Origin of the sequence: Candidatus Endoriftia persephonae (assembly GCF_023733635.1) — a bacterium.
GTDB classification, from domain to species: domain Bacteria; phylum Pseudomonadota; class Gammaproteobacteria; order Chromatiales; family Chromatiaceae; genus Endoriftia; species Endoriftia persephonae.
In genome coordinates this window covers 2,981,910-2,999,901 of the sequence record NZ_CP090569.1, presented here as the reverse complement: position 1 = coordinate 2,999,901, position 17,992 = coordinate 2,981,910, and the positions used below count along the sequence as shown (strand labels likewise).

Below are 17,992 nucleotides of genomic sequence, written 5' to 3'. Positions count from 1 at the left end.
TTTTTTTATGCCTGATCATTCCAGGTGCGGAAGAATACTCTTCCGCACCTGTAGTTTTGAATTTGAACTATATGCTCAGAATTCGCCGGTCGCTCCAGCAACCATTACGTCCAACATTGCCTGGTTAACGCGGATTGCAATTTCTGTCAGTTCAGGCGGCAGCATCTGACTGTTGATCAGCATGTCGAGGTTTAACATCATCAGCCATAGTTGTCCTTGCTTGTCTTCAACCATGGCGATGCGGCAGGGCATATAGGCTGCGTAGATCGGGTCATGCATGATCATCTTCCGGGCATCTTCAGGGTTACAGAACTGGAAGATGTCGAGGTAGGGGGTCTTCAGTCCGCGGGCTTGCAACTCTTTGGATACTTGCTGGCGGGACACAAACTTCAGATTGATCTCTGCTGCACGCGACATGAGTGCCTGGATGGCATCTTCTCGCGGAACCTTGACGCTCATCTGAACTACGGTTTGTTTGATGTCGGTGATGTTGATCTGGGGATCATTGTTGTCAGCAGCATATGCAGGTAGCAAAAGAATTGCTGACAACGCAAGGGTGAACCAGAGGGTTTTGATCGTATTCATAGATTTCTCCGAAATGGGGGCGCCTTCAACGCATCATGAACTGTAGTGTTATGCCTTATTTTTTATTGTTTGGAGCCAATGACGAGATGTAGGCGAGGATGCTTTCGACCTGTCGGTCGTCAAACTCATCGAAGGTATCATCTTCTGGGTCATCGTCATGCACACGCTGTTTCCACTGGAACATCTTTATCTGCCGGAACAGGTACTGGGAGTACTGCAGCGCCAGAGCAGGGATGCTTTTTCGGGATTTGCCCATGCCGTTCTTGCGGTGGCAGCTCTTACACTCTTCGTTGTAGATAGCCTTGCCCGCATCAATAGCACCGGGCCATAGGGGGATTTCCGCCAGCCTGGGAGCGATAGTCTCAAGGTTGATGCTTGCATAGTAAGCGGAGATATCGTCAATATCATCTTCGCTCAAGGACCTGAGTGAGGAGGTAATGACCATTCGAGGGTTGAGGCGATCGCCCCTGATATAGGCCTCTATCTGCTTGGTCATGTAACCGGCTGGCGTACCGGCTAGACGGGGGGAAGCGGGGCCTGGGGTGCCTTGGCCGTAGATACCATGGCAGAGGGCGCAGCTGCGGCTGAGCTTTTTGCCATTTTCAAGGTCAATCGCCTGTGACGTTAACGGCAGAGTAAGCAAGATCGTTAGTAATAACCGTTTCATTGGAAGCCTCCTGGTTAACGGTCGAATTGCGCAAGTAGCAGCCCTGATAGGGGGGGCTGCTTTGTTTGGAATGGCCCCGGCATGGTTGCGGAAGGCCATGCCTCCACCTCCAGGCGAATTTCTTCCCCCCAGCCAAGAGCGTGGTCTCTGCTGGCGGAGAAAAATGGCAATATTTTTTTCAATTTGTGTGCCGGTCCCTGCGGCTGATTGTTTTGATCCGACAAGGACGCGGGCATTGTGACAAAAGCATTGATGCGATTCAATTTTCTTTAAATTTCAAAAAATTAGCGGTTTAATGGGTTCTAATTGTTGGGTGATCATCAAAAAAATTGTGCTGTTTATGCCCCTTAATATATATTGCCCGACCGGCAGTTAACCGATATTCTGCTCCCCATCGTATGATCGTGCGCGGTCCCGGTTATGTTCTTAGCCATGGGTTCTTCCTTTTGTTGGGGGGCATCCTCTGATTGGGGCCTGGCAAGCAGGTTGGTGAGGTTTAGATGAACAAGTATTTAGCGGGTGTAGTTGCGTTTGCTTGCATGTTCGGGCTGTCTAACGTGTGGGCGAGTCCAGCAGAAGAGGCGATGAAAGAGTATGATCAGGCGCTCTCGCGGACGCCGAATCTCGAAAATGGCAAAAAGGTTTACAAAATCTGCGCTGTGTGTCACACGCCGGAAGGCTGGGGGCGGGTTGACGGCACCTACCCACAACTTGCAGGGCAACTGAATACAGTGATCATCAAACAGCTGGCTGATATCCGCGCCAGAAATCGTGACAATCCTACTATGCGGCCTTTTACCTCTTCGCGCCTACTTGGAGGTGTGCAAGAGATTGCAGATGTTGCAGCCTATATTGCACAACTTCCGATGACGCCAACTAATGGCCGGGGGTCGGGGATGGACCTGGAGCACGGCGAAAAGCTTTACGTAGATAACTGCGTGGAATGTCATAGCGAGCATGGCGAGGGAAATAGAAAAGAGCACATCCCAATGATTCAGGGGCAGCACTACCGCTATTTGATGCGACAATTTGAATGGATCAGAACCGGTCGTCGCCGTAATGCTGATTCCAGTATGGTAAAACAGATTCGGCGCTTCACTGCGCGTGATGTGGCTGCTGTGATGGATTATGTCTCTAGGCTGGTTCCTCCACCAGGCAAACTGGCTGAACAGGGTTGGGTGAACCCTGACTTCCCCAGCTATTCAAGGGCGAATCTTCCCCGTGATCGAGGCAACCAGATGCCACTTCCAGGAGTGCCTCCACGTTATAGGCCAGGCCAGTATCGCTAACCGAAGAAAGCGATTGGAATGGCCAGCGGGGCATCGGTTCTCTGCAGAGTACAGACAAAGCCCTTGCCGCCAGGCAGGGGCTTTTTTATGGGACCTGGAAGAACTGCTTTCGAAAGACCAACTGTTACGCAAGATATGTTGCCATATCGCTTTTTCTGCCTCATGCACGCTTAAGTTCGATGTCTCTATTGTGATATCAAGCAGTCTATCGTCGGAGCGCAAGTCGAGCAGGCTGCTCCCGGTATAATTCCTGGGATGTGTCATTACGCAGAGCGGGGCGCTAGTTCCACTTTTTTGTTCGTATCGACTATCCTCTAATTCGGTGGCAGTACAGCTGTGTGGAAATGCTTTGGAGACGAGATGCTTCAGAAGGTGCTCTTTGTTGATGATGAACCCCAGGTACTGGCAAGTCTGCAGCGAGCGCTTCGCCGCGAACCCTTTGAAATAGTTGTGGCCGGCTCAGCGCAAGAGGCGTTGGCAATCTTGGAGCGTGAGACTGTGGATGTGGTGGTTTCTGATGAAGAGATGCCTGGTATGTCTGGCTCTGAACTGCTAGCCGAAATCTATCGGCTTTACCCAGACACGGTAAGGATGATTTTGACCGGCAAGGCGAGTCTGGAAGGAGCGATCAAGGCCATAAATGAGGGGCAGATCAGCAGGTTTTTTACCAAGCCTGCGAATACAATCGATTTGGTTGTGACTATTCGACAGGCGTTGCAGCAAAAGGCGCTGATGTGTGAGAGTCGCCGATTACTCAGGGCGGCGAGAGATCAATCCTCCCTGCTCGAAGAGCTGGAGCGAAGGCAGCCTGGAATCAGCGCTATTCAGAGGGATACTGCGGGAAGAATCCTTATCGAGGAGGAGCAGGGAGACTTCAACTCGCTGATTCAAGAGATTCAGCAGCAGGTAAAAAAATCGGAGCGGGCTCTCTCCCTGCGAAAAAGGAAGTGAGTGGTCGAGCAGGGAAGGCTGCTATCTGCTGCTGGGCGGCAATTTAGTAGAATAGGTCAAGTTGAGGCTGGTTTTCGTTGGGCGTCATGTGCTTTTGGATTTAAGCAGGTCGAAATAAAAAACCGGGGCGTTGGCCCCGGTTAGAAGTTTTATCTCATCCTGTGAGGGTAATCTTCTCCGCCATCCTTGGCGAATGCGCGATCATCCGTGTCAGCCTAGCAGGCTAACCGCGTACATGATCTTACCCAAAGATGTCGTTTGTGATGTTCTGGAACCAGCTATAGGCATACTGAACCTCGCGCTTGCGAGTCTCGGCGCTGGCATCCTTTGCGGTCAGGCCACCGGATACTTTGGTGATCTTGGAGCCGTCCTCGGCCAGACGATAGACCGCTGCCACGGAGATGCCATAGTCCTTGCCTACAATTGAGTAGCAGGTGTTGACGTAGGCCGGAGTGCCGGGCTCTTGACCGCTCAGCAGGGCGGCTACAGAAGCAGCACAGACCTTGGCTTCGGAGTTGGCGGCATAGCCGGATTTCGGCATACCTTTTGCGATCGAAGCATCACCAATCACGTGGATGTTCTTGTGAATGGTGGACTCGAAGGTGTGCAGGTTGATCGGACACCAGTCACCCTTAGTCAGGCCGGCTGCAAAGGCGATCTTGCCCGCTTTCTGTGCAGGAATCACGTTCAGCACGTCCGCCGTCACCTCGTTGAAACCGGTGGTCACGGTGCGGGTCTTGGCGTTGACGCTCTTCAGCACGTTGTCGTCAGAGCCCTTGGGTGTGCCCTGCCAATCGATCATGGAGTCCGCAGTGCCATAGCCGTAGAGATCCTTCCAGCCCTGTACGAACAGGCCCATCTTGGAGAACTTCGGTTTTGGATCCAGGATGATGATCTTGGACTTGGGCTTCTTACGCTTCAGGTAATCAGCGATCTGAGAGGCACGCTCGTAGGGCCCAGGTGGGCAACGGAAGGGATTCGGCGGCGGGCAGATGGCAACGGTGCCACCGTCCTTCATCGCTTCCAACTGCTTGCGCAGGGTGACGGTCTGGGAGCCTGCCTTCCAAGCGTGGGGGATATCTTCGGCGACCTTGGCGTCATAACCTTCAATACTCTCCCACTTGAAGTCGATGCCTGGGGCGACGATGCAGCGGTCGTAGCTGAAACTCTTACCACCCTTGGTCTTGACGACGCGGGCGCCGGCATCGATGCCGATGACGATGTCGTTGACCACATTAACGCCGTGCGTGGCCAATCCAGTGTAGCCGAAACGGATTGAGTCAATGGTGCGGTTGCCACCCAGCACCTCGTTGGACATGTAGCAGGTGTAGTAGTTTTTGTTGGCCTCGATCAGCGTCACGTCGATGCTGGAGTCAGCCATCTTCAGGTACTTGGCTGCAGTGGCGCCAGCGGTGCCGCCGCCAACCACTACTACTTTTTTGCTAGCGCCCAGTGCGAGTGTGGGTGCTCCAATAATGCCAACTGCAGTGGCAGCACCTGCACCTTTGACAAAATTTCTACGGGTAATCTTCATGTTCAAAACTCCCCCTTATTTCTGGCTGGCGTAGAAATTGACCAAGGCCTCAATGCCCTTGTCGCCTTCTTTCTTCAGCATCTTGTTAAGCTTCTTTTTCATCTTTTTGGGTGCTTCGCGATCACCCGCCTTGTAGTCTGCCAGCGACCATTTCAGGTACATGGCGAGCTGACCAGCAAGTACACCGGAGTCATCTTCAGCGGAGGAACCGCCTTCGGCATGGCACTTTTCGCAATATTTGTCATGTAGCTTGGCACCTTTCTTGGCCAGAGTTGCGTCATACTTTTGTTCTGCGCCGACAAAAGGCTTTTTGCCAAAATAACTGGCCATCTGCTTAAACTCGTCGTCAGAGTAGCCTTTGGCAATGCGGGCCATGATGGTGGTGGGGATATCGCCACTCTTGAAACCTTGCATTGCCTCAACAAAGTACTCGGTGGAGAGTCCCGCAATGCTCGGGGTGGCAGGGCCGGCGCTTGCGCCATTGGTTCCGTGACAACCTGCGCAGGTGTTGGCCAGCATGCTGTCGCTTGCGCCCATCATAAGGGGCTTTTTATCAGCTGCGAAAGCCATTGAGGAAGCGCTGATAGCCAGCGCGCCAATCAGGGCCTTCTTGAGGGTGGTGTATGCCATGTTACCTCCTTTGGATTTTGAACAGGCTTACGTGGTAACGGAGGGATCAGTATCCCTCAAGGGTGTGTTGGTCCTCTTTTTAGAGGGTTCCAACATTACGCACACGTCGGATGAAAGCGGCACTCGCCAACAGCTTGAACACTCCATCCGTCCGTATATTGCTCTTCTAACGGCAACAAAGCCGTAACGCGCGGCCGCTCTAGCGTCGCGCAGGCTTCGCCTCATAGGTTTCTGTTTATTATTATTTCCCAGGATCTAGCGTTACGGCTAAAGCCTTAGATCCTTTGTTAACGGCCTTACTTCGCCTGGCTAAGCAGAGCCAGGATCTGTTTCATTCGTTTCTTTGTTGCGATGCTGATGGCAGTTCTGCCATCTCTGTCTTTTAGATTTTTGTCTGCACCTTTTTGTAACAACAGCTTGACCATGTCCGGGGAGCCACTGCTAACGGCTTCCATCAGTGGTGTGATGCCATCGCTATCAGCTGAATTAATGTCAGCGCCGCTCTCGAGAAGGAGTTGCGTGGTCTGGATATGACCCTGCCCCACTGCCCATGTAAGCGCTGTGGCGCCATCCCGATCTTTTTTGTCGATGCTGGCGCCGTGGGTGAGGAGTTCTTTGACTACCTCGGTATTGCCCCGGTCGGCTGCCAGAATTAGGGCGGTTGATCCATTCTTGTCCTGGGAGTCGATATCAGCGCCATTTTTTGCCAGTATCGCAACAGTTTCTACATGGTCCTTTTCGGCCGCCATCATCAGGGCGTTTTTGCCGTATTTGTCCGATGCTTTGGGGTCGGCCCCTTTGTAAAGCAGCTGCTCCACCATGTCGGTTATGCCGTAGCGGGCTGCTATCATCAGTGAGTCCCAACCGGCGCGTGTGCGGTCATGCAGATTTGCGCCACGTTCGAGAAGAAAAGCGGTGATTGCCGGGTGCCCATTCTCAGCGGCAAATGTCAGGGCTGTACAACCCTCTGTGGTGCGAAAGTTGACTTTGGCGCCGCGGCTGAGAAGAAGCACTATGGTGTCCATATTGCCATTCTCTACTGCCATCATGAGGGCGGTTTTGCCTTTAATGTTGGCAGCATCGACGGCAACTCCCTCATCTAGGAGCTGCTCCATGGCTTCGATATCATCAATGATGGCGGCCTGTCGCAACTCCCGTTCTTTCTCTTTGTCACCCGCAAAGACCTGGGATGACAAGAGAAGACTCAACAGCAGGGCCGGGATTTTGGTTCTTTTCATTGATTTTCCGTAGCGCTTCTGGGATCAGGAGTCTTCTCTCGCCTCTGTCTCGTCGGGCTCATCAGGTTCCTCATGAGCAATGCCTTTGTGACAGTCGATGCAGGTTTTACCCTGGTCCATGGCTCTGGAGTGGCGTTTCCGCGCACTGCGATCTTGTTCACTGAAGTCCATCTGGGTGAAGTCGTGGCAGGTGCGGCATTCACGGGAATCCGAGTTACGCATCTTTTCCCAGACGCGATTCGCCATATCCCAGCGATGTGCCTCGTATTTCTCCTTAGTGTCGATAGTACCCATTATCTCATGGTAGACATCTTTGGCTGCCATGACCTTTGCGATCATTTTTGGCACGAACACTTTGGGTACATGGCAGTCGGAACATGTGGCTCGCACACCTGAGGCATTTTTGTAGTGGACAGTCTCTTTGTACTCTTCCAGATTGACTTTCATGGTGTGGCAGCTGGTACAGAAATCCATCTCATTGGTGAGCGCCAGTCCGACATTGAACAGACCGGCAAAAATTACACCGCCAAGGAAAATTACAGCGATGAAAATGATGGACGCTTTACCGCCAGTTCCTCTACCGGAAGCGACAAATGACATATTCCACACCCTCTTTCTTAGTATGAGTCGGTGCATGAACGGGTAATTGGCGGATACCAAACGAACAACCGACATCGGCCCGGATGAAAAGCATCTCTCAGGCGGAACAACGCAGGGCCGGATGTTACGGCAACTCGGTTCCCGATGTAAAGCTAAAAAGCGGCTCAGAAGCATATGAATTTATTAGATAAAACTGATATTCGTCACTTTTCGGCCCAGCTATTTTTTCTGTGGATCAAGGTTCTTTCCAACTGGCCGACTACTTTTTAGGAAGCAGAGAATGAGGAGTATTGGGCGATGAAAAAACTTGGAGCTTTGGTGTTTGTCCTGATATGCGGGGTTGGTGCAGCTGGTAGGTTGCTTGCAGGGAGTGAAGTGCCTTTCCCTGCCGACTGGAGGAGTTGGAACGCTGTCTCTACTCCGCTGACTGCCATTGGTGCTCTGCCGGGGTGTGATGCCGATGTGAGTGCTCTGCCTCCGATCTATCAGGAAACGGTCGAGACATATTGTGCGGTTCGCCCTCAAGGCCCCGGTGCTGTAGCTGTTTTGGTGAGGCCTGACTCTGTTGCTGCATACAAATTAAGAAATGGTGGGATGGGGGATGGTGCCAACATGATTCTCCACTTGAAGGAGTTGCAGCTTTTGTTTATCTCAGGGCATAAAGCTGGCGCCGTCAGCTACGGTGTTTTTAAGGAAGACGGAAGCGATGTGACTGATGCCAACCCGGATGCACCATTGGGCGTAAACACCTGCCGCGTGTGTCACAGTGGGTATGAGGCGTTTTGTGTTCAGGGGCAGTGCGGGACTCATAAGTAGCCGGTAAGCAAAGAACCACTACCCCGTTGATTTGTTGGAGTAGTGTTCTGAACAACAGGTGGGGCCATGCCGATCAAAAAAGCCAAACAGCGATACCACAGTTTGGGTTCTACCATCCTGTTGGGGATTTTGGGGACAGGGCTGGCAACTCTGCTGACATTCAGCTTCGTGCTCTATAAAGTCCAAACGGATGCCGATGAAGTTAGACTGCGGGAGACTGCCGAAGCGGTGCTACAGCCGATCATTGGCCTGGCGACTCGGGCAGTCAATGGCAGCAATGTGATGAAGCTGCGGGGGCGTGATGCCCAGTTTCTCTATGCCAGTTCAGGCCTCAAATATCTGGCAATAGTCGGTACCTCCAAAGGTGCCCCAAAATCTGCCTTTGGTGAGGCCCGCCCGCCCTCTCCGGTCGCATACACCTTTATTGGAAATGGCGTGGATGGGGAGGCAATGAAGCGGCTGGCTGCCAATGTTCAGCAGACGCTAATAGATGAAGAAGGCTGGAACTATGTGGTTCGCCGTACCCTACCGGATGTAACAAACGGAGGCGAAATCCTGGCGGTGTTCTCCGCACAAAGCCTCCAGGGCTCGGTCTGGCGCACAGTGAAGCAGGTTGCTGTGGTTGCGTTTGTGGTGATGGGCCTGACCTTGGGGGGGGGATCCTTATCGGTCGCTGGATCTCAAGGCCTATTGTGGCAACCTCAAAAAGGATCAAGGCGATCAGTGATTCACTGGATCTGTCGGCGCGTGTAGAAGTTGCCAGTCAGGCAGAAGTGGGTGAGATGGCCGAAGCATTTAACAATCTGCTCAACAAGATGCAGGAGATTATTCATCATGTAGAGAGCTCTGTTGCTGAGTTGAGCCGCTCGGCAGAGCAGCTTTCACAGACCACCAGCTCCTCAAATCATCGCACGATTGAACAGGAGGGGCAGACCCGGCAGGTTGTGGTGGCGATGAACGAGATGGCGGTGGTGGTGGAGCATGTCGCCGAGAATGCTTCTCATGCTGCAGGTGCGGCGAAGGATGCCAATGACAAGGCGGCAGAAGGTCAAACGGTGGTTGAGGAGACTATCGGGGCGATTAATGGCTTGGCAGAAAGTGTTGAAATGACCCTTGCTGTCGTCCGTCAGTTGGGCAAAGAGAGCGATAATATCGGTGGCGTATTGGAAGTCATCCATGGGATTGCCGAACAGACTAATCTGCTTGCCTTGAATGCGGCGATCGAAGCGGCCAGGGCGGGTGAGAGTGGTCGTGGGTTTGCCGTGGTGGCAGATGAAGTGCGCACCCTGGCCGGCCGAACAGCTCAGTCGACCCAGGAGATCCAGGCAATGATTGAGCGTCTGCAAGCCGGTGCTGGAGGGGCGATTCGCGCCATCGAGAATGGCAGTGAGCGGGCGGCTAAAAGTGTGGCCCAGGCGAGTGAAGCTGGTATCACCCTGCAAGCGATCGCTGATGCCGTCGCCACGATTACAAGCATGAATAATGAGATTGCCAATAGCTCGCTTGAGCATGCCGCGGCGGCAGAAGAGATCAATAAAAATATCTCACGCATCAGTGAGTTGACCGAGTTGGCGACAGAGGATTCCAGCGAGACGGCGGCGGCTGCGGAAAGTCTTGCGGCGCTGTCAGATCAACTCAAGGTGATGGTGGGTCAGTTTAAAACCTGAAACATTAGTCGCGGAGAAATGGGTTGTGCAGCCGCTCCTCACCAAAGGTCGATTCGGGACCGTGCCCTGGAACAAATCGACAGTCGTCCCCCAGCGGCCAGAGTCGCTCACGGATTGAGCGAATCAGGGTAGCATAGTCGCTGCGTGGAAAATCGGTACGGCCGATTGAGCCCTGAAAGATCACATCACCCACCAGTGCCAGCTTGGATGGAGCATGGTAGAAGGTCAGATGACCTGGCGTATGGCCGGGGGTGTGGATCACCTCAAGCTGCTCATCTCCCACAGTGACCCGATCGCCCTGTTCAAGCCAACGCTCTGGCGTAAACGTCTCTACCTGGGGAAAACCAAATATTTCGGCCTGTTGTGGCATGTTTTCGAGCCAGAATCGGTCCTCCTGGTGAGGCCCTTCGATAACCACCCCCAGTGCCTTGGCGAGTGCCGCGGCTCCACCAGCATGGTCGATATGGCCATGGGTGATGAGAATCCGCTCCGGTATCAGCTCCTGACTTTCTATGGCCGCAATGATCTTGCCGATCTCACCGCCAGGGTCGACAATGGCGCATTTCCGGCTTCTCTCACACCAAAGCAGGCTGCAATTTTGCTGAAAGCTAGTGACTGGGATGATCTGATATCGCATCAGACTACTCGCTGCAGCAGTTTTTCCAATTGCCGTTTCGATTTGGCTCCCAGCGCCACTTCGGATACCACATTGTTGAGTACCAGGATGGTTGTTGGAGTGGCTCGGGTGCTGAATGCCTGCGCCAGCTTCGGCTCTTTGCTGACATTGACTTTGCGAATGTTCGGGTAGTGTTCAGACAGCTCGTCGATCAGCGGCGACATGCTTTTGCAGGGGCCGCAATGGTCGCTGTAAAAATAGAGCAGCCGCGAGGCAGGTTCCCCAGTTTCTGCCTCTACCTGTTGTCCCACCAGCTTGCGGGCTGAATGGTAGGTCAGCAGGGTCATCAACAGTAGGGCACCGGCGATTGTGCCGATGATGATTGACCAAGACATGCGGTTTACCCTCTCGCAGCAGTGGAGTCACACTTGTTCGACACATTCCAGAACAATCTGTCATCAATTTCAACCTGCCGGTAAGCTGGCCGCTACTATTGGCAGGCGCTGTTGCATCGCCGGCCTGTTTTTTTAGCCCAGGAAGACTCTCCTCTGGTGGCTAATGATAAGCGTGCGGAAACCGCTGCTGAAGGAAAAAAATGGAACAGTACACACTAATCGCAATCTTGGGAGGGCTGTTGGTCTTGGCGCTCTTCCTGTCCGGAATCGTCCAACGTCACCAACAGGCAGTGGAGGCAAAACGAATCAAGATCCAGCGCCTTCTGCGTGGTGTCGACCTGGTGGAAAATATTCTGTTTCGTCTGCAAGGCTGTCATCTGCCAAATGAGGTGGAGCGGTTGCTGCGGGAGGACCTGCTTGCCCGCTATCGGGCGGTGAAAAAAGTCGAGCCAAAATATGAGGGCATAGATGAATTGCTCGAAATGACCGAGCAGGCACTTGCTACCCTGGGTGATGCAGCAAAAGCTGACGAGATCACAGATAAATTCCATCTGCAGAAGTTGACGAGCGTTATCAACGAGCTGATCGACTTTATAAAACAGGGCGGTCTGCTGACGCCGATCACGGCAGAAGCAGTTCGCGACCTGGTGGACCTGATCGGCACCCGTCGGGCGGAATGTCTCGCCACATTTCATATGCAGAAGGCCCGGGAGTTGCAATTGGAGGGTGATATCCATGCAGCACTGGGGCACTGCAGCGCCATCAAGGATTATCTGAACCGCAACGGGCCGGTCAATGAGCGGGTTAAAGCCCTCTTCAGGGAGGCAGAGGCGCTTCGGAAAGCACTCAGTGAAGGCGAAACGGTGCTGGAGAGGGAGTCAGCTTCAGACAGTGGTGGTGATTAGCCGGGATGCAATTCAACGCTCTGGATCGAACCCATCGGGTACTACGTCGGTCGGCATGGGGATGCGGTGCTCCTCATCGAACCATTCACCCAAGTCGATCAGGCGACAGCGTTCACTGCAGAAGGGGCGCCAACGCGACGAAGCTTCCCAGGTTACCGGGAGACCGCAGGTGGGGCATTTAACTGTTCGCTTCTCTGTTGCGCTCATCTTCGTCAAAGAATACAGCTGGTGAATTGAAACCTGACGTCTTCGCTCGCCTGGATCGGACGTCCTGACTCGACGGGTTCGAGGAAACGGATATTGAAGCGGTTCTTGTTGCCTGACACTTCGACAAACAGCGGCGTCTCCCTGGGCAGCCCGATGCGCACCATCTGTGCAGGGGTTTGCGAATCGAGGGTCTTCAGATAGAGACCGCTCTTGGCGATCTCCCAACTGGGGTGGCTGCTGTTGCGCACCAGTTCGAGCAGCAGGATGATCGCTTTGCGGACGGGCGCCAGCTCCTGCAGCCAATTCTCCATCTGGCGCTGGCGGACCTCATGGGGCTGATTCAGCCAGTGGTGAAACTGCGGTAAATCGAAGCTGCAGTTACCGCCGGGGATGCTGGTTCGTTGAGCGATGGCGCTGAGGAACTCGTTTTTCTTTAGCTTGTGGGCAATCTGCCCCTCCAGCCGATAGACTTGATGGATCGACTGCTCCAAGCGTTCCAGCACCGCTCCCAGTGCCTCTATGTCGACATCTGGCTGGCGGCGGATTCGCTCAAGGCTGGTGGAGTGGCGCTCCAGCTCCTTGAGGATCTCGGTCTTCAGGTCGGAGCGGGCGAAGATGGCGGTGACGTCGAGCAGCGTGTAGATGGCTGCACGGCTACTCCAGATGTCCGTCATGGGCACAAAGTGATCGATCTGCAGCAGCAGATGTTCCAGGCGCAAAAAAATGCGAATCCTTTCGTTCAGCGGATGTTCGTAAACGACGAGATCGGCCACGTTGCTTTTGATTTGTGATGGTAGGAAGAGACAATTGTCCACTATTTATCCGGGTGAGGCAAAAGGAATAAGAGGGCCTGCTTCACACCTCAGCTGCAACCACGAGCAGGGAAGGGGAAGCCGTCAAACAGTGGTCCTGGCTCTGTCATTTTCCTAAAAAACGCCGGGGCCGCTGCGGAAGCTGTCGAGGATATGCACATAATTAGCCCGCTCAAACTCCGCAGGGTGCGGTACGCTGATCTGACTGACACGTCCGCGTACCTCGTCGATCGAGTCGAAACCCTTTTCTTCCATCCATGCCTTGATGCCGGTGAGCACCTGACCCAAGGCGCTGGGCCCCTGTTCCAGCAGCAGGCTACAGATGTGTACCACGTCGGCCCCGGCAAGCAGCAGTTTGATGGCATCTTCAGCGGTGTGCACGCCGCCTGTGGCACCTAGGGAGAGGGTGGTTCGGCCATGCAGGATGGCGATCCAGCGCATCGTCAGCAGCGATTCTGCTGAGACTGAGGTGTGCAGGCTGGAGACCAGGCGCAGATTGTCGATATTGATGTCTGGTTGGTAGAAGCGGTTGAACAGGGCGACCCCTGATGCGCCGGCGTCCTCCAGCTGTTTGGCCATGTTGGCCACCGAACTGAAGGCCGGTGAGAGCTTCATGTTGATCGGGATCGTGACCTGCTGGCGCAGATCCTTCAGCAGTTCCAGGTAGCGCTGTTCGATCTCGCTGCCCGGGGTGTTCAGGTCCGCTGCCACGAAATAGACGTTGAGTTCCAGGGCATCGGCGCCTGCCTGTTCCATCTCGGTGGCGTGCTCGATCCAGCCGCCGGGGGTGATGCCGTTAAGACTAGCGATCACCGGGATCTCCAGGGTCTCCTTCAGAGCACGCAGGTTTTCCAGGTAGAGATCCTGGCCGTTGGAGAAGTCGTAGTGATCGGGCAGAAAGCTGTCGGCCTCACTGAAACCGGTGTCCTGGTGGTGCAGAAAACGCACCATCACCTCCTCCTCTGCAGTTACCGCCTCCTCGAACAGGGAGTACATGATCAGCGCCGAGGCGCCAGCATCCTCGAGCCGCCTGGCATCGTCAATGCTGCGCGACAGGGGCGAGGCGGAGGGCACCAGCGGATTCTTCAACTGCATGCCGAGATAGTTGGTGGTCAGATCCATTTCAAACTCCTGTGCTGTAAACGCAGAGGCCGCGGAGGTGCAGAGTACGTTGAGGATTTATCAGTTTCGGTCAATAGGTGCCTTCCGCAGGAAGAGACTCCGCGTACTTTGCGTCTTTGCGAGTCCTGCATTTTCATCCCAATTCATTCAGAGGATTGTTCCGGTCTCTCTTCCATATTAGCCATTGCGAGCTGGGCCAGCTGTTCGTAGAGGAAGAAGCGCGTCTTGACCTGCTTCTGGGCGCTGCGCAGGAAGCGCTCGGCTGCCTCCGGGTGGGTGCGCGTGAGCACGCTGAAACGGGCCTCGGTGGCGGTGAAATCCCGGTAGGGGATCGACGGCGCCTTGGAGTCCATGTGCAGCGGGTTCTCGCCCTGCTCCGCCTTGCGTGGATCGTAGCGAAATAGTGGCCAGTGGCCGGAGGCCACTGCCAGATCCTGCTGGCGGATGTTGTGGGAGAGGTCTACGCCGTGGGCGATGCAGGGGGAGTAGCAGATGAGCAGCGAGGGCCCGTCGTAGGACTCCGCTTCGAGGAAGGCCTTTAGGGTCTGCACATCCTTGGCGCCGAAGGCGACCTGGCCCACGTAGACGTTGCCGTAGGCCATGGCCATCATCGCCAGATCCTTCTTCGGCGTGGCCTTGCCGCCGGCGGAGAACTTGGCCACCGCGCCCAGTGGGGTTGCCTTGGAGGTCTGGCCGCCGGTGTTGGAGTAGACCTCGGTATCGAGCAGCAGGATGTTGACGTTGCGTCCGGTGGAGAGCACATGGTCGAGACCGCCGTAGCCGATGTCGTAGGCCCAGCCGTCACCGCCCACCAGCCAGACGCTCTTTTTCACCAGGGTGTCGGCGATCCCCTCTAGACTGCGGGCCTCCCGCTTGTCGATACGCTTCAGTTTCTCCTTCAACGCCTTGACCCGGTCGCGCTGCTCGAAGATCCCCGCCTCGCTGTGCTGGTCGGCACCTAGCAGGCCGTCCACCAGTTTGTCGCCGATCTCGCCGCGTAGGGTCTGTAGCAGCTCCCGAGCTTGTTCCGCCTGCTTGTCGATGGCCACCCGCATGCCCAGGCCGAACTCTGCGTTGTCTTCAAACAGGGAGTTGTTCCAGGCCGGGCCGCGCCCATCCGGATTGGTGGTGTAGGGCGTGGTGGGCAGGTTGCCGCCGTAGATCGATGAGCAGCCGGTGGCGTTGGCGATCAGCATGCGGTCGCCAAACAGCTGGGTGGCGAGTTTCACATAGGGGGTCTCGCCGCAGCCGACGCAGGCGCCGGAGAATTCGAACAGGGGTTGCATCACCATCGCCCCCTTGAGGGTGTTCTGGCGCAGCTGGCTGCGGTCAAATTCCGGCAGCCCAAGGAAGAAGGCCCAGTTGGCCCGCTCTTGTTCTTGATAGGCCGGGTCGTCGACCATGTTGAGGGCCTTGCGGTTGGGGTTCTGACGGTCGCGGATCGGGCAGATCTCCACGCAGAGGCCGCAGCCGGTGCAGTCGTCCGGGGCCACCTGGTAGGTGATGCGCAGCCCCTTCTCGAAGCCGCCGCCCTTGACCGGGGCGCTGCGGAAGCTGGCCGGGGCGTCGGCCAGGTCCGCCTCGCGGAACACCTTGGAGCGGATCGCCGCATGCGGGCAGACCAGCGGACACTTGCCGCAGTGGGTGCAGAGGTCGATCTCCAGCTTTGGCCACTGCAGGCCGATGTTGCGCTTTTCGTGGGCGGCGGTGCCCAGGGGCCAGGTGCCGTCCGCCGGGATCGCACTGACCGGGATGGTGTCGCCCTGGCCGGCGATGATCTTTGCCGTGACCGACTGTACAAAGGCTGGGGCATACGCCGGTACCGGTGCTCGGCGTTCGAGGTGACTGCTTATTTCGTCTGGTACTTCGACTTGGTGCAGGCCGGCCAGGGCGGCGTCGATGGCGGCGTAGTTGCGTTCCAGGAGTCTCTTCCCCTTGCGTCCGTAGGTCTTTTTCACCGCCTGTTTGATCAGCGCGATCGCCTTGGTCTTGTCGATGATACCGGTGATGGCGAAGAAACAGGTCTGCATGATGGTGTTGATGCGTCGCCCCATGCCGGTCTGGTCGGCGATGCGGTAGGCGTCGATGACGTAGAACGCGAGCCGCTTGTCGATCATCTGCAGCTGCATCGGGCGGGGCAGGGTATTCCAGACTTTGGCCGGATCGGTGGGTGAGTTGAGCAGGAAGGTTGCCCCCGGCGCTGCCTTGTCGAGCATCTCATAGCGATCGAGGAAGATCGGCTGGTGGCAGGCGACGAAGCTCGCCTCGTTGTCGCCGATCAGGTAGGTGGAGGCGATGGGCCGGGGCCCGAAGCGCAGGTGGGAGACGGTGACCGCGCCGGACTTCTTGGAGTCGTACTGGAAGTAGCCTTGGGCGAAATTATCGGTCTGCTCGCCGATGATCTTGATCGAGTTCTTGTTGGCGGAGACGGTGCCGTCGGCCCCCAGGCCGTAGAAGACGCAGGCGGTGACCCCTTCTGCGGCATCGGGGCGGAAGGCCGGCTCCCAGCCGAGGCTGGTGTGGGTCACATCGTCGATGATGCCCACGGTGAAGGGGTGTTTGGGCTGATCCTGCGCCAGCTCGTCGAAGATCCCCTTGACCATTGCCGGGGTGAACTCCTTGGAGGAGAGGCCGTAGCGGCCGCCACTGATGCGGGGCATGGTGTCGAGGGCGCCGCGGCTGAAGGCCTGGGCGAAGGCGCTGGCCACATCCTTGTAGAGGGGCTCGCCGTCGGCGCCCGGCTCTTTGCAGCGGTCGAGCACGGCGATCTTCTGCACGCTGGTGGGGATCGCCTCGAGCATCTTGTCGGCAGCGAAGGGGCGGAACAGCCGCACCTTCAGCAGGCCGACCTTTTCTCCCCGCTTGGTTAGGTGCCTCACCGTCTCTTCGGCGGCGCCGATGCCCGAGCCCATCAGCATGATCAGCCGCTCGGGGTTCTCTGCGCCGATATATTCGAACAGGCGGTAGTGGCGGCCGGTGAGTTCGCCAAAGCGGTCCATCCATCTCTGGATGATCTCAGGCAGCGCCTGATAGTAGGGGTTGACCGTCTCCCGGCCCTGGAAGTAAACATCCGGGTTCTGCGAGGTGCCGCGGATCACTGGGTGATCCGGGGTCAGGGCCCGGGCGCGATGGGCGCTGACCAGTTCTTCGTCGATCATTGCGCGCACGCTTTCGTCGCTCGGCAGCTCGATCTTGTTCACCTCGTGGGAGGTGCGGAAGCCGTCGAAGAAGTGGAGGAAGGGGATGCGCCCCTCTAGAGTGGCGGCCTGGGTGATCAGGGCGAAGTCCGCTGTCTCCTGCACGCTGGCGGAGCAGAGCATGGCGTAGCCGGTGGCACGCGCCGCCATCACATCGCTGTGGTCGCCGAAGATCGAGAGGGCCTGGGCCGCCAGAGAGCGGGCTGAGACGTGCAGCACCGTGGGGGTCAGCTCGCCGGCGATCTTGTACATGTTGGGGATCATCAGCAGCAAGCCCTGGGAGGCGGTGAAGGAGGTCGAAAGCGACCCTGCCTGCAGGGCACCGTGGATCGCCCCGGCAGCGCCTCCTTCACTCTGCATCTCCACCACGTCGGGCACTGTGCCCCAGATGTTTTTGATGCCCCGGGCCGACCACTCGTCTGACCACTCGCCCATCGGGGAGGCGGGGGTGATGGGGTAGATGGCGATAACTTCGTTGGTGAGGTGAGCGATATGGGCGGCGGCCTCGTTGCCGTCGATGATGACCATCTTGTTTGACATCTATGGATTCCCTGACGCAGTGGGTGAAGCTAGCTTCCTGAAAAGGTATAGCATCTATTCTGGACCTTGGTGAATGGATCGCCGATGACCGAAATCAACCTAAATCGCCCCGCATTTAGATGAACGCCGTTCACAAATCGATCTGTCGGGACCAGGCACTATTTCATACTGTCTGCACCCCAGATAGAGGCGCAGGCACCTTGCGCGGATGCGTTTTTTCA

General features: G+C 56.1%; 18 protein-coding genes. 6 read left to right on the top strand and 12 right to left on the bottom strand.

Annotated features, from left to right (window positions below; all coding sequences use genetic code 11):
• Nucleotides 1-75 precede the first annotated feature (75 nt).
• A complete protein-coding gene (locus tag L0Y14_RS13480; RefSeq protein ID WP_005963135.1) occupies nucleotides 76-585 on the bottom strand; it encodes a DUF302 domain-containing protein in 510 nt (169 codons plus the stop codon).
• A 55-nt stretch (nucleotides 586-640) separates the two neighbouring features.
• Nucleotides 641-1,252, bottom strand: coding sequence for a c-type cytochrome (locus L0Y14_RS13475; protein ID WP_039960199.1), 612 nt, complete (start codon nucleotides 1,250-1,252; stop codon nucleotides 641-643).
• 500 nt (nucleotides 1,253-1,752) lie between these two features.
• Between L0Y14_RS13475 and L0Y14_RS13470 the strand changes: the two genes are divergently transcribed.
• Together L0Y14_RS13470 and L0Y14_RS13465 are read left to right on the top strand one after the other, a co-directional pair.
• Entirely contained in the window at nucleotides 1,753-2,541 is a 789-nt protein-coding gene (locus L0Y14_RS13470; protein WP_005963131.1) for a c-type cytochrome, read from the top strand.
• 360 nt (nucleotides 2,542-2,901) lie between these two features.
• On the top strand, nucleotides 2,902-3,492 hold the full coding sequence (locus L0Y14_RS13465) for a response regulator (RefSeq protein ID WP_006475482.1): 591 nt from the start codon (nucleotides 2,902-2,904) through the stop codon (nucleotides 3,490-3,492).
• A gap of 241 nt (nucleotides 3,493-3,733) precedes the next feature.
• Here the strand turns inward: L0Y14_RS13465 and L0Y14_RS13460 are convergent, their stop codons facing one another.
• From L0Y14_RS13460 to L0Y14_RS13445, 4 genes are all read right to left on the bottom strand, one after another.
• Nucleotides 3,734-5,026, bottom strand: a complete 1,293-nt coding sequence (locus L0Y14_RS13460; RefSeq protein WP_040819936.1) for an FCSD flavin-binding domain-containing protein — start codon at nucleotides 5,024-5,026, stop codon at nucleotides 3,734-3,736.
• Nucleotides 5,027-5,041: 15 nt separating this feature from the next.
• Nucleotides 5,042-5,656 (bottom strand): c-type cytochrome, encoded by a 615-nt coding sequence (locus tag L0Y14_RS13455; protein ID WP_005963126.1) that lies wholly within the window; start codon nucleotides 5,654-5,656, stop codon nucleotides 5,042-5,044.
• Between the two features lie 296 nt (nucleotides 5,657-5,952).
• Nucleotides 5,953-6,894 (bottom strand): ankyrin repeat domain-containing protein, encoded by a 942-nt coding sequence (locus L0Y14_RS13450; protein WP_005963124.1) that lies wholly within the window; start codon nucleotides 6,892-6,894, stop codon nucleotides 5,953-5,955.
• A 24-nt stretch (nucleotides 6,895-6,918) separates the two neighbouring features.
• Entirely contained in the window at nucleotides 6,919-7,494 is a 576-nt protein-coding gene (locus L0Y14_RS13445) for a NapC/NirT family cytochrome c (RefSeq protein WP_006475486.1), read from the bottom strand.
• A gap of 297 nt (nucleotides 7,495-7,791) precedes the next feature.
• Here L0Y14_RS13445 and L0Y14_RS13440 point away from each other — a divergent pair, with 297 nt between their 5' ends.
• The 3 genes from L0Y14_RS13440 to L0Y14_RS13430 all read left to right on the top strand — a co-directional run bounded on the left by L0Y14_RS13440 (nucleotide 7,792) and on the right by L0Y14_RS13430 (nucleotide 9,977).
• Nucleotides 7,792-8,310, top strand: a complete 519-nt coding sequence (locus L0Y14_RS13440) for a hypothetical protein (RefSeq protein WP_040819939.1) — start codon at nucleotides 7,792-7,794, stop codon at nucleotides 8,308-8,310.
• 66 nt (nucleotides 8,311-8,376) lie between these two features.
• Complete coding sequence (locus L0Y14_RS13435) at nucleotides 8,377-9,063, top strand: hypothetical protein (RefSeq protein ID WP_040819941.1); 687 nt, start codon at nucleotides 8,377-8,379, stop codon at nucleotides 9,061-9,063.
• The gene (locus L0Y14_RS13430) at nucleotides 9,003-9,977 is read left to right on the top strand and encodes a methyl-accepting chemotaxis protein (RefSeq protein WP_006475487.1); all 975 of its coding nucleotides are present in this window, start codon (nucleotides 9,003-9,005) and stop codon (nucleotides 9,975-9,977) included. Before L0Y14_RS13435 ends, L0Y14_RS13430 begins: the two co-directional genes overlap by 61 nt.
• Nucleotides 9,978-9,981: 4 nt before the next feature.
• Here L0Y14_RS13430 and L0Y14_RS13425 read toward each other — a convergent pair whose 3' ends face one another.
• Both L0Y14_RS13425 and L0Y14_RS13420 read right to left on the bottom strand, forming a co-directional pair.
• On the bottom strand, nucleotides 9,982-10,614 hold the full coding sequence (locus L0Y14_RS13425; RefSeq protein ID WP_005963117.1) for an MBL fold metallo-hydrolase: 633 nt from the start codon (nucleotides 10,612-10,614) through the stop codon (nucleotides 9,982-9,984).
• Nucleotides 10,614-10,988 carry a thioredoxin family protein gene (locus L0Y14_RS13420; RefSeq protein WP_006475488.1) on the bottom strand — a complete coding sequence of 125 codons (375 nt, stop codon included), beginning with the start codon at nucleotides 10,986-10,988 and terminating at the stop codon, nucleotides 10,614-10,616. Before L0Y14_RS13420 ends, L0Y14_RS13425 begins: the two co-directional genes overlap by 1 nt.
• Before the next feature lie 200 nt (nucleotides 10,989-11,188).
• Between L0Y14_RS13420 and L0Y14_RS13415 the strand changes: the two genes are divergently transcribed.
• Nucleotides 11,189-11,893, top strand: coding sequence for a hypothetical protein (locus tag L0Y14_RS13415; RefSeq protein ID WP_005963113.1), 705 nt, complete (start codon nucleotides 11,189-11,191; stop codon nucleotides 11,891-11,893).
• A 12-nt stretch (nucleotides 11,894-11,905) separates the two neighbouring features.
• Here L0Y14_RS13415 and yacG read toward each other — a convergent pair whose 3' ends face one another.
• From yacG to nifJ, 4 genes are all read right to left on the bottom strand, one after another.
• Nucleotides 11,906-12,100 carry a DNA gyrase inhibitor YacG gene (gene yacG / locus L0Y14_RS13410; RefSeq protein ID WP_081417735.1) on the bottom strand — a complete coding sequence of 65 codons (195 nt, stop codon included), beginning with the start codon at nucleotides 12,098-12,100 and terminating at the stop codon, nucleotides 11,906-11,908.
• 5 nt (nucleotides 12,101-12,105) lie between these two features.
• The gene (zapD, locus tag L0Y14_RS13405; protein ID WP_006475490.1) at nucleotides 12,106-12,873 is read right to left on the bottom strand and encodes a cell division protein ZapD; all 768 of its coding nucleotides are present in this window, start codon (nucleotides 12,871-12,873) and stop codon (nucleotides 12,106-12,108) included.
• 153 nt (nucleotides 12,874-13,026) lie between these two features.
• Nucleotides 13,027-14,034: a dihydroorotate dehydrogenase-like protein gene (locus L0Y14_RS13400; RefSeq protein ID WP_006475491.1), complete on the bottom strand. Its 1,008-nt coding sequence runs from the start codon at nucleotides 14,032-14,034 to the stop codon at nucleotides 13,027-13,029.
• Nucleotides 14,035-14,177: 143 nt separating this feature from the next.
• A complete protein-coding gene (gene nifJ / locus L0Y14_RS13395; RefSeq protein WP_005963105.1) occupies nucleotides 14,178-17,771 on the bottom strand; it encodes a pyruvate:ferredoxin (flavodoxin) oxidoreductase in 3,594 nt (1,197 codons plus the stop codon).
• Between the last annotated feature and the right edge of the window lie 221 nt (nucleotides 17,772-17,992).